6 protein-coding genes are annotated in these 11713 nt (G+C 73.3%); 4 read left to right on the top strand and 2 right to left on the bottom strand.

The window, feature by feature from the left end:
- Positions 1 to 120: 120 nt before the first annotated feature.
- The gene (locus tag AOK24_RS05315; protein ID WP_133258158.1) at positions 121 to 1464 is read right to left on the bottom strand and encodes a chymotrypsin family serine protease; all 1344 of its coding nucleotides are present in this window, start codon (positions 1462 to 1464) and stop codon (positions 121 to 123) included.
- Between the two features lie 227 nt (positions 1465 to 1691).
- A complete protein-coding gene (locus AOK24_RS05310) occupies positions 1692 to 4064 on the bottom strand; it encodes an ATP-binding protein (RefSeq protein WP_055718894.1) in 2373 nt (790 codons plus the stop codon).
- 144 nt (positions 4065 to 4208) lie between these two features.
- On the opposite strand from AOK24_RS05310, the gene AOK24_RS05305 reads away from it, so the two are divergent.
- The 4 genes from AOK24_RS05305 to AOK24_RS05290 all read left to right on the top strand — a co-directional run.
- On the top strand, positions 4209 to 7484 hold the full coding sequence (locus AOK24_RS05305) for a S8 family serine peptidase (protein WP_079056684.1): 3276 nt from the start codon (positions 4209 to 4211) through the stop codon (positions 7482 to 7484).
- A gap of 156 nt (positions 7485 to 7640) precedes the next feature.
- Positions 7641 to 8510 carry a nuclear transport factor 2 family protein gene (locus AOK24_RS05300; RefSeq protein WP_055718892.1) on the top strand — a complete coding sequence of 290 codons (870 nt, stop codon included), beginning with the start codon at positions 7641 to 7643 and terminating at the stop codon, positions 8508 to 8510.
- 158 nt (positions 8511 to 8668) lie between these two features.
- Positions 8669 to 10762, top strand: coding sequence for an MMPL family transporter (locus tag AOK24_RS05295; RefSeq protein ID WP_055718891.1), 2094 nt, complete (start codon positions 8669 to 8671; stop codon positions 10760 to 10762).
- Positions 10763 to 10832: 70 nt separating this feature from the next.
- A partial coding sequence (locus tag AOK24_RS05290; protein WP_167376803.1) for a histidine kinase dimerization/phosphoacceptor domain-containing protein occupies positions 10833 to 11713 on the top strand: 881 nt, incomplete at its 3' end.

The following is an 11713-nucleotide window of genomic DNA, read 5'->3' as shown; positions in this document are numbered from 1 at the left end:
GGTGGGGAGGTGCGGAGGCGGCGGGCACCCACGGGACACGGGTGTGTCCGGCGCCCGCGGGCCACGGCGACGGCCGTGGCCCGCGCGGAGTGTCAGCTCGTCGTGATCAGCTCTGCGTGATCAGCTCGTCGTGATCAGGTCGGAGCCGAACTTCGCGAGGATGTCGTCCAGCTTCACGCCGACCATGTGGATCGTGCGCCGGCCGCAGCAGTTGTCCCAGATGGCGCCCGCGTTCACGCCCACGATGTAGGCCGCGATGCCGCTGCGGTCGGTGATGTAGATGGGGGCTCCGGAGTCTCCGGGCTTGGTCTCCAGACCGTTGTTGTAGTTCGGGAAGTTGGTGCCGCCCTTCTCGAAGACGAACCCGGAGTTGTTCTTGATGCAGACGTCCGTGCCCGACCAGCAGATGTTGAACTGGCCGTTGGAGATCGGGTGGCCGCAGTGGTTGAGGCTGACCGCGCCGCTCACGCACACCTGAAGGCCGAAGTACACCGGCTGCTTGCCGAAGACCCTGACGTGGCTGCCGCTGATCTGGCTGCCCCCGGTGTAGATGATCGGGGCGTAGTCGGTGCCGCTGAGCTCCTCGGCGTCGACGTCCGTGTTCCGCTTGTAGACCTTGCCGACGTAGCTGTTGCTGTTGGCGCCCCCGCTGTAGTTGCGGTTGTAGACGTTGACCCACCAGCCGTAGCAGTGCGCGGAGGTCAGCAGCTTGTCGCCGCCGGGATAGTCCTTGACCGCGACCCCGCCGGTGCACTGGCCTCCGCCGGTCGCGCCGATCAGCGCGTTCCCGCCCCAGAAGGGCGACCAGTCGGCGAAGCGGGTGTTCTGGGGCTCCATCCGGGACTGGGACGTCTCCAGCTGCCCCGGGTGGGCGTCGTTCAGCTGTTGCAGTGCCGACTCGGAGGCGTCGCTGCGCACCCGGAGCTTGTCGCTGAGGGCGTCGTACTCCGTGGAGACGGCGTAGGTGCCCGCGTCCGGTGCCCACTGGCGGTCCGTGACCGTCCTGCCGAGGCTGTCCAGGTCGGCCTGGGTGAACTGGCTGGTCCTGACGGTGGCGTGCGCGTCGGCCGGGACCTGGGCGGTGGCCTGGGCCTGCTCGTCGGCGGAGGTGTCGGCCGGCAGGACGAGGATCGGGGCGCCGGGGTCGCCGAAGACACCGAGGGCGGCGTGGTCCTTGGCGACCTTGTCGAGCTGCTGCGCGGCCTGCTCCTCGGAGGTCGGCGCGGGCGGGGCGGCGGAGCCCGCCGTGGACTCAGGGACGGTCTCCTTCGGCGCGTCGCCCGCGTCACTCGCGCCACTCGTGCCGCCCGCGTCGGCCGACGGCGGCGCGGAGGCGGCCGGTGCGGCGGGCGGATCGCCCCCGTCGGCGTGGGCCGCTGTCGCGGGCGCCGCGAACAGGGCCGCGGCGACGGCGGCCACCGCGACGGCCTTCCGCACGCGCGCCGCTTCCGTTCTGATTCTCACGTCTTGCTCTCATTCTCGAAGCGGGCGGCCGGTGCCCGCACGAGGCACGGAGCCAGCGCGGTCCGCCCGGGGAGCCGAAGCTGTTCGAGCCGGTGCCGAGCGGGTCGGCCCGGTCGGCGCGGGGACGGACCCTTCGCGCAGAGCACGATGATGGCCGCGGGGTTCGGCGGAGGCATGCGCGGTTCTACCCATTTCCGCGAAGAGCGTTCCGTGAGGACCGGGAGTGTTCAGGCGGCGGGCTGCTGCGCCCACCACGCGGCGATCTGCGTACGGCGGCGCAGCCCCAGCTTGGTCAGGATGTTCTCGACGTGCCGGTCGGCGGTCCTCGGCGAGAGGCAGAGTTCCGCCGCGATCAGCCGGTTGGTCAGCCCCCGGGCGACCAGCGCGGCCACCTCCCGCTCACGCCGGGTCAGCGACGGGGCGGCGGCGGGCGCGGTGTCCTCGCGCAGGGCGAGGGCGATGGCCTGGGCCGGGGTGTCGTAGCGGCTGCCCTCCGCGAGGGCCTTCCGGTAGGCGTCCTGGCCCAGCGCCGAGGCGACGGTCCGCGTGCAGCGCACGTGGTGGGCGCCGAACTCGGCGCCCATGGGGATGCTGACGCCGCTCGCCAGCGCGCTCACGGCGCCGAGGAGCAGCGCGGCGCGCTCGTGGGCGTCGGCCGACGGCTCGGCGGCGGCGATCCAGGCGAGCAGGTCCAGGGCTCGCGCGGTCGCGACGAAGTCGTCGAAGTCGCGCAGGATCTCCAGGGCCGCCCGGATGTGCGCCAGGGCCTGGTCGTGGTCGCCGCGGGCCCGCAGTTCGTAGCCCAGCGCGAGCAGGGCGTAGGAGCGGCAGTGCCGTTCGCCGTGCGTCTCGGCTAGGGCCACCGCGCGGCGGCCGGTGTCGAGGGCGCGCGGATCGGCCAGCCGGCTGTGGGCGATGGTCATCTGGAAGAGCCAGAACAGGGGCTGCGCGCTCTCGCCGGCCCCGTGGTGGGTGGCGAGTGCTTCCTCGAAGTGGGCGAGGGCCTGGGCCGGCCTGTCCAGCAGGAGTTCCGAGGTGCCGCGCAGCCCTTGCACGGAGGCGAGGACGGACGGGTTCGCGAGCCGGTGGCCCAGTCGCTCGGCCTCCGCCAGCCGGTGCCGGGCGGCTTCCGGGTCGCCCTGGAGGAGGGCCAGGTAGGCGGCGGCGGACAGGGCGCGTGCCCGGGTCAGGGTGGGTTCGGGTGCCGCGTCGAGCGCCCGGTCGAGGCGGCGGCGTCCTTCGCCGAGGAGGCCGTTCGCGCTCCAGTGGAAGCGCAGCGCGGCGGCCAGGGCGAGTTCGGCCTGCGCGTCGGAGCATGCGGGGCCATCGCCGTGCTCCAGGGGCGGGGCCAGGTCGGCGAGTCCGGCCCGCACTCCGGGTCCCGCGCGGTACACCGGGCCCGGGGCCGGGTCGGTGAGTCCGGCCCGCGCGTCGGGAGCCACCGGGCCCGCGCGGTACTCCAGTGCCAGGCGCAGGTTGGCGTGTTCGGCGCGCAGCCGGGCCAGGGCCTCCGGCTGGCCGGGGCCGTACCAGCGCAGGGCGAGGCCTTCGGCGAGGGTGCGGTAGAAGTCGCGGTGGCGGCGCGCCAGGTCCCGCCGCTCCGGTTCGGTGAGCCGGGCGTACGCGTACTCGCGCAGGATCTCCGGGAGGTGGTGGCGGCCGTCGCGGGCGGCCACGACGGACTGGGCGACCAGCCGGGCGAGGAGGCCGGGCGCCTCGGCGGCGGTGATGCCGTCGCCGGAGCAGACGTCGGCGGCGGCGTCCGGGGTGAAGCCGTCGCGGAAGACGGCCAGCCGGTTCCACAGCAGCCGCTCGGCGGGGGTGCACAGTTCGTAGCTCCACTCGACCATGCCCCGCAGACTGTGCTGGCGCGGGGGTGCGGTGCGGCAGCCGCCGGTCAGCAGCGCGAAGCGGTCCGTCAGCCGTTCCACGGCCACGTCGAGGGTGAGGCTGCGCAGCCGGGCCGCCGCCAGCTCGATGGCGAGCGGGAGCCCGTCCAGCTCCGTGCAGAGCCGGACGGCCTGGGCGCGGTTGGCGTCGGTGACGCGGAAGCCCGGCCGGACGGCGGCGGCCCGGTCCTGGAGGAGGTCGACGGCCTCGCCGTCGGCGGGCAGGGGAGCGAGGGCGTGGACGTGTTCGCCGGGGACGGCCAGGGCCCGGCGGCCGGTGGCCAGCAGGCCGAGGCCGGGGCAGGCCGCGAGCAGCGCCGTGGCCAGGGCCGCGCTCGCGTCCTGGAGGTGCTCGCAGTTGTCGAGGACGACGAGGGCCCGGTGCCGGGCCAGCTGGTGGGTGAGCGTCTCCAGGGCGGGCCGGGTGCCGAGGTCGGGCAGGCGCAGCGCCGCCAGGGCCGTGGCGGGCACCGTGGAGGGGTCGCGCACCGGGGATAGGTCGACCAGCCAGACGCCGTCCGGGTAGGCGGTGCGGGAGAGTCCGGCCAGGTGCAGGGCGAGCCGGGTCTTGCCGACTCCGCCCGGGCCGGTCAGCGTCACCAGGCGGGCGGTGCGCAGCAGCCGGCGGATGTCGGCGACGTCGCGCCGCCTGCCCACGAAGCTGGTCAGCGGGGCCGGCAGGTTGCCGGCGATGGGGGTCGGACCGGTCACGCCTCACCTCGTGCGTCACGGACGTCCCCCGAGCGTATCCGCTGCCGGCCGGCCCCGCGCCGCGCCCGGTCGAGAACCGAACGCGCGTGACGTGCGTGATAGCGGAGAACGCAGGGATACGCACACACGAGCGGGGGGACGCGAGTGGGAACTTCAGCACGCGCGAGAACGGCGGCACTGGCCGCCGTGGTGGCCGGGGTCCTGGTCACGGGAGCGACGACGGCGGGCGGCGAACCGGCGCGAGCCGCGGCCTCCGGCACCAGCACCGACACCACGGCCTCGACCGTCACCCTGATCACCGGGGACCGCGTGGCCGTCGGCGCCGACGGCCGGGTCGCCTCGCTCGTCCGCGCACAAGGCCGCGAGAAGGTCGGCTTCTCGGTGCGGCGCGAGCGCGGCCACACCTGGGTGGTCCCGCAGGACGCCCTGCGCCTGATCGCCGACGGCGTCCTCGACCGGCGCCTCTTCGACGTCACGCGGCTGGCCGGGGACGGCTACGGCGACGCGCTGCCGCTGATCGTCGGCTACCGCGAGGACAGCACGCTGTCGACGGCCCGCTCCGGCGCCCGCGACCCGTTCGCCGGGGTGCCCGTACGGGAGCGGCGCGCGCTGCCCGCCGTGAACGGCGAGGCCTTCGCGGTGCCCGGGTCCGGGACCCCGGCGCTGTGGTCGGCCGTCACCGGCCGCGCCTCGGCCCGTACGGCGGACGGCGCGACCGGCGCCGTACGGCCCGTGGCCCATGTCTGGCTGGACGCCCGGGTCCGGGCCTCCCTCGCCGAGAGTGTCCCGCACATCGGCGCGCCGGCCCTGTGGAAGTCCGGCTACACGGGCAAGGGCGTCACGGTGGCGGTCCTGGACTCGGGTGTGGACCAGACCCACCCGGACCTCAAGGGCGTCGAGGTCGCGCAGAAGAACTTCAGCGGCGCTCCGGACGTGAAGGACCACTACGGGCACGGCACCCATGTGGCGTCCATCCTCGCCGGGAGCGGCGCGCGGTCCGGCGGCCGGTACCAGGGCGTGGCGCCCGGGGTGCGGCTGCTGGACGGCAAGGTCCTGGCCGACGACGGGTGGGGCGACGCCTCGGGCATCGTGGCCGGCATGCAGTGGGCCGTCGACCAGGGGGCGCGGGTGGTCAACATGAGCCTGGGCTCCCTCGACTCCCCCGGCATCGACCCGATGGAGGCGGCCGTGGCCCGGCTGTCCGGGAAGGCCCTGTTCGTGATATCCGCCGGCAACGACGGCGCCAAGCCCGGCACGATCGGTACGCCCGGCAGCGCCCCCGCCGCGCTCACCGTGGGTTCCGTGGACAAGCAGGACCGGATCGCCGACGACTCCAGCCGCGGCCCGAACCTCGACGGCACGCCCAAGCCGGACATCACCGGCCCCGGCGTCGACATCACCGCCGCCCAGACCACGCAGGGCGAGACGCCGGCCGGCGACGGGTACGCCGTGCACAGCGGGACGTCGATGGCCGCCCCGCACGTCGCGGGCGCCGCGGCCCTGCTGCTCCAGCAGCGCCCGGAGTTGACCGGGGCCCGGCTGAAGTCGCTGCTGACGGGCTCGGCCGAGCCGAACCCCGGGCTGAACGCCCATCAGCAGGGCGCGGGCCGGGTGGATCTGGGGCGCGCGGCCACCGCGCAGGTCGTCTCCGAGCCGGGCTCGCTCGGTTTCGGCATGCAGAAGTGGCCGCACGCCGACGACAAGCCGCTCTCCAAGGCCCTCACCTACCGCAACCTCGGCACCCGTCCGGTCACCCTGCGGCTGAGCACCTCCGGGGCCGCCCCGGCCGGCATGTTCACCGTCAAGGACGCCCAGCTCACCGTCCCGGCGGGCGGCACCGCGAGCACCACCGTCGTCGCCGACACCCGCAAGGGCACCGTCGACGGCGTCTTCGGCGGCACGGTCCTGGCCTCGGGCGACGGCCAGCAGGTGCGTACGGGGCTCGTGGTCGAGCGCGAGGTGGAGTCCTACGACGTGACGGTGCGCCACATCGACGCCGACGGCGCGAAGCCGGCCGCGTACACGACGACGATCGTCCCCCGCGCCGAGGGTGCCGGGTTGGTGCTGCCGTACCGGGCGAACGGCACGGTCGTGCAGCGGCTGCGCAAGGGGAGCTACCAGCTCGACAGCATCGTCTTCGCCGCGGACAACGAGCCGGGCTTCTTCGTGCAGCCGGTGCTGACGGTGGACAAGAACCTCACGGTCACCCTCGACACCCGCAAGGCGAAGCCGTTCACCGTGCACGCGCCGGACCCGGCCGCGAAGCCCGTCACCTCGGTCGTCGGCTACTTCGACTCGGGCGCCGGCGTGGGCAACTCGTGGTCCTCCGGCGGGGCGCCGCCGGTCCGCACCCTGGCGCTCGGCGCGGCCTCCCCGACCATGAAGGCCCAGTTCAACGGCGTGTGGAAGAAGCCCGGGCTGAACGCCGACCACCGGTTCGCCTTCCACCGCAAGGGCAGCTTCTTCACCGGCCTCAGCCGCACCGTGACCCGGGCCGAGGTCGCCGAGGTGAAGCTCGGCTTCGGCGCCTCCGTCACCGGCACGAAGGGGCAGGTCCACATCAAGCCGGTGGACGAGCAGGGCGACAGCGTCGGCATCGCCGAACCGGCGGAGCTGAAGCTGCCCCTGTCCACCACGCACTACCTCAACACCGACGGGGTGCGCTGGTCCTGGACGGCCACGCAGCTCGACGGCCGCGGCGAGGTGCGCACGGTGCACACGAAAGGGCCGGTGACGTACAAGCCCGGCTCCCGTCAGACGCTGCTGTTCAACACCGGTGTCGTCGGCCCCGGTGCCGCGACGCTCGACCGGACCGGCGACCAACTCGGCGCGCGGGTCGAGCTGTTCGTCGACGGCGGCGGCAACCCCGGGGCGCCGGTCGTCACCAAGGGCTTCGCCCGGCTGGAGTCCGGCGGGCGGGTCCTCGCCGAAGAGCCCGCCGCGAACTGGGTGAGCGCCGAGGTGCCGGCCGCCTCCGCCGCGTACCGCCTGACCGTCGAGGCGGCCCGCGCCGCCTCCGACACCGCCACCAGCACCAAGGTGACAGGCGTGTGGACATTCACCTCGGCCCGGCCGGCCCCGGGCCGTACGGTACGGCTGCCGCTGTCGGCGGTACGGCTCACCCCGCAGCTCAGCCTGCGCGGTACGGCTCCGGCGGGCGGCACCCTCGCGGTCCCGCTCAGGCTCGCCGGCCCTGCCTCCGGCGCCGGACAGGTCGCCGCCCTCACCGTGGCCGTCTCCTTCGACGCGGGCCGCACCTGGAAGCCCCTCACCGTCGCCACCGACCCCAAGGGCGCCCGCTCGGTGACCGTCAAGCACCCCGCCGGCGCCAAGGCCGCCTCCTTCCGGATCGACCTGCGGGACAAGGCCGGCAACACGGTCCGCGAGACGATCACCAACGCGTACCTGCTCGCGCCCTGACGGCACGGGTACCACTTTCGGATGGCCGGGACCGGCTGACCGGCGGGGGCGGCCCCGCCGGTCGGCGGAGTGAATGCCTCGTGCGACCGCGATGGGATGAGCGAGTCGGGCGAGGCGATCACCCCGCAACCACCGGCCGTACGGAGGAGACCCCCCATGAACTACCGCAAGACCCTGCCCTGGCTCGCCGCCGTGGCCTGCTTCGCGACCGCCTGCGGCACCGGGTCCCCGACCACCCCGCCGACGGCACCCGCCTCCACCGCCGCCCGCCCCTCCTCGCCCTCCGAGGAGGGCAACAAGGCGCTCGTACTGCGCCTCTACACGGAGGCGTTCGCCAAGAACGACACAGACGTGGTGAAGCAGCTCGTCGCCGCCGACTACATCCAGCACGACAAGTCCGTACCCGGCGGAGCCGACGGCCAGATCAAGGAGTTCGCGGACCTCAGGGCGAAAATCCCCGGCGCGGTGGCCACCGTCAAGCACATCGCGGCCGACGGCGACCTCGTCGCCGTCCACTGGCACGCCTCCGCCACCCCGACCAACGAGGCGACCGGCGAGGCCAAGGCCGACCTCTACCGGGTCACCGACGGCAAACTCACCGAGCACTGGACCATCACCCAGACCGTCCCGGCGAAAACAGCCAGCGGAAACACCCTCTTCAACGACGCGTACCGCTCCCCCAAGAGCACCCCCACCCCCTCGGAAACACAGGAGGAAACAAACCGAACCCTCGCGGTCACCGCCTACCGCAAACTCTCCGACGGCGACCCGACCGTGATCGACCAGCACTGGGACCCCCGCTACTACCAGCACAACCCCCTCATCACAAACGGCACCGGCCCCCTGAAGCAACTCATGCAACAGGCCACCCAGCCCTCCCCCGCAAGCAGCACCCGCTTCGGCAACACCCTCGCCGACGGCGACCTGGTATGGGTCTTCAGCTCCGACTACTCCGTCGCGGACATCTTCCGCGTCACCAACGGAAAGATCCTCGAACACTGGGACGTGGTCCAGGACAGCCAGTAGCCCGGCCGCGTGCAGTCGGATTACTCCCCCGGGACTAATCCGCGTCCGCTGTCGCCCCCGGGAGTACGTGTCACCTCGCTCTCCCGCCCGACGAAAGCCGTGGTTCTCACCGGAAGTCTGGGGACCGAAGCAGACGTCACCCGGAGGGAGATCGGTCGATGAGGGCCGGAGAGACAACCACGCCGAGGGCGGGACGGGGGCGGGCCGTTCCCTGGGCGGTGTTCGGGCTGTGGATCGCCGCGCTCGTGCTCGTCGGACCGCTCGCGGCGAAGCTCGGCAGCGTGCAGCACGACAAGGTCACCGACTACCTGCCGGCGAGCGCGGACTCGACGCAGGCGGCGAAGATCGAGGAGAAGTTGCCCGGTGGCGAGACCACGGAGCTGGTGCTCGTCTATCACCGGGACGGCGGGCTCAGTGCCGCCGACCGGAAGACCGCGGCCGGGCAGGTCGCTGAGATCGCCGGGCAGCACAAGCTGATCGGCGGTGCTCCCGAGGGGATCGGGTCCGAGGACGGCACGACCTTGATGTACCCGGTCGCCAGCAACGAGCCCGGGGCGAACGAGGAGGAGCGGGACAAGCTCGTCACCGACGTCCGTGAAATCGCCCGGGGCGAAGGCGGGTTGAGCGTCGACGTGGGCGGCACCGGCGCGCTGGCCACCGACTCCGGCGCGGTCTACGACTCGCTCGGCGGACCGCTGCTGTACACGACCGTCGCCGTCGTCGCCGTCCTGCTGATCCTGATCTACCGCAGCCCCGTGCTGTGGCTGGTCCCCCTCGTCGTCGCCGGGATCGCCGACTACCTGTCGATGGGCGCGGCCTACGGCCTCAACCAGGTCTTCGGCACGACCGTCTCGGGTCAGAGTTCGGGGGTGATGACGATCCTCGTGTTCGGGGCGGGCACGGACTACGCGCTGCTGATCGTCTCCCGCTACCGGGAGGAGCTGCGGCGCTTCGAGCGGCCGTACGAGGCCATGGTCGCCGCCCTGCGCGGCTGCGGCCCCGCCGTGCTCGCCTCCTCCGGCACCGTCGCCGCCGGCCTGCTGTGCCTGCTCGCCGCCGACCTCAACAGCAGCCGGGGCATGGGACCGCTCGGCACCGTCGGCGTACTGTGCGCGCTGATCGCGATGACGACCTTGCTCCCCGCGATCCTCGTCCTGGTCGGACGGCGGGTGTTCTGGCCGCTCGTACCCGCCTTCGGGAGCACGCCCAAGCAGCGGCGCAGCCTGTTCTCGGCGATGGGCGGCTCCGCCGGACGCAGGCCGCTGACCGTGCTCGCGAGCGGTGCCGTCCTGCTCGGCGCCCTCGCCCTGGGCTCGTTCAACCTGCCGGGGTCGCTCAAGCAGGAGGACTCCTTCGTCACCAAGCCGGAGTCCGTCGTCGCGATGGAGACCGTCGCCAAGTCCTTTCCCGGGCAGGGCAGTCAGCCCATCGACGTGATCACCCCGCAGGGCCGCGCCGACGAGACCCTCACGGCCGTACGCGGCACCCCGGGAGTCGCCGGCGCGGAGAAGGGACGTACGGGGGACGGCTGGACCGAGATCTCCGTCTTCGCGAAGAGCGCACCCCAGTCGGCGGGGGAGACCGCCACCATCAAGTCCCTGCGCGACCGGCTGAAAGGCTCCTACGTCGGCGGGGACAGCGCCCAGCAGATCGACCTGGAGGACACCAACGCCCGGGACACGAAGATCGTCGTGCCGCTCGTCCTCGTCTCCGTCCTGCTCATCCTGATCGTGCTGCTGCGGAGTCTGGTCGCACCGCTGCTCCTGGTGGTCGCGGTCGTCGCGGTGTGGGGTGCCTCCCTCGGGATCGGCGGACTGCTCTTCGAACCGGTCCTCGGCCTCAAGGGCACCGATCCGGGGCTCGGCCTGCTGTCCTTCGTGTTCCTGGTCGCTCTCGGCGTCGACTACGGCATCTTCCTCATGCACCGGATGCGGGAGGAGTCCCTGGCGGGAGCGGAACCGGCCACGGCGGCGCTCACCGCGCTGCGCACCACCGGCGGCGTCATCGCCTCGGCCGGACTGGTCCTCGCCGCGACCTTCGCCGTGCTGACGAACATGGGCCTCGTGCAGCTGGTCCAGCTCGGCTTCGTGATCGCCGTCGGCGTCCTGCTCGACACCTTCCTCGTCCGGACGTACCTGGTGACCAGCGCCAGCGTCGCCCTGGGGCGGAAGGTGTGGTGGCCGGGCGCGCTCGCCCGGGAGCCCGAGCCGACCGAGCCGCCACGGCAGCCGGAGACCGTCGGCGCGCCTTGATCCAGCGCCCGGGTGCCTCTCCTTCCGGAGGGGCGCCCGGGTTCCCGTACGAGTACCGGAAGATGGAGCCGTGGAAGAACGGGGAACGACCACAGGGGTACGCGACCGGTCGGCGGCGCAGACGGCGGCCAGTGCGGAGACGGCGGCCAGTGGCGGCGGGCGGTCCCGTCGCGTCGAGCGCGTCATGTCCGCCGTCCACCGCGAACCCCTCACCGCACCGCACCGCACCCGCAACGACGCGGTCCTCGCGCTGGGCGCCGCCGTGCTCGCCGTAGCCCTCGCCCTGACGGGCGGCGAAGACAACCCACCCGACCGACTCGGCTGGACGCTGCTGCTCGCCGGGTACCTGCCCCTCGCCTGGCGGCGGCACCGTCCGGTGGTGGCCCTGCTCGGCGTGGTGGCCTGCATGGCCCCGTACTACGCCCTCGACTACAACCCCGCCCTGCCGATCCCCGCGACCGTCCTCGCGCTCTACACCGTCGCGGCGACCGGCACCGTACGCCGCACCCTGCTCACCGGTGCCGCCGTCCTCGGCCCGACCCTGATCAGCAACGGCCTCACCAACTCGCAGGGCGAGCTGGAGTTCCTGGAGATCTCCGGCTGGATCATCGCGGTCCTGGTCATCGGGATCGCCGTCCGCTACTACCGCTTGTACGTCGCCTCCATCGTCGACCGCGCCGAACGGGCCGAACGCACCCGGGAGGAAGAGGCCCGCTACCGCGTCGCCGAGGAACGGCTGCGGATCGCCCGCGACCTGCACGACCTGCTCGCCCACAGCATCACCCTCATCGGCGTCCAGACGTCCGTCGCGGCCCACATCCTCACCGCCGACCCCGACCGCCTCGACCGCGAGGCGGTCGCCAAGGCGCTGGAGGAGATCGCGGGGACGTGCCGGACTGCGCGGGGGGAGCTGCGGACGACGTTGGAGGTGCTGCGGGAGGGGGATACGGG

Source organism: Streptomyces niveiscabiei (assembly GCF_001419795.1).
In the GTDB taxonomy this organism is placed as follows: Bacteria; Actinomycetota; Actinomycetes; order Streptomycetales; family Streptomycetaceae; genus Streptomyces; species Streptomyces niveiscabiei.
Note: the sequence above shows the minus strand (reverse complement) of the source record. Positions and strands in the feature narration are given on the sequence as shown.

What these genes read in the sequence shown, in the direction of transcription:
- AOK24_RS05300 (WP_055718892.1), top strand. Translation starts at nt 7,641, where the DNA reads ATGAACTACCGCAAGACCCTGCCCTGGCTCGCCGCCGTGGCCTGCTTC.
- AOK24_RS05295 (WP_055718891.1), top strand. Translation starts at nt 8,669, where the DNA reads ATGAGGGCCGGAGAGACAACCACGCCGAGGGCGGGACGGGGGCGGGCC.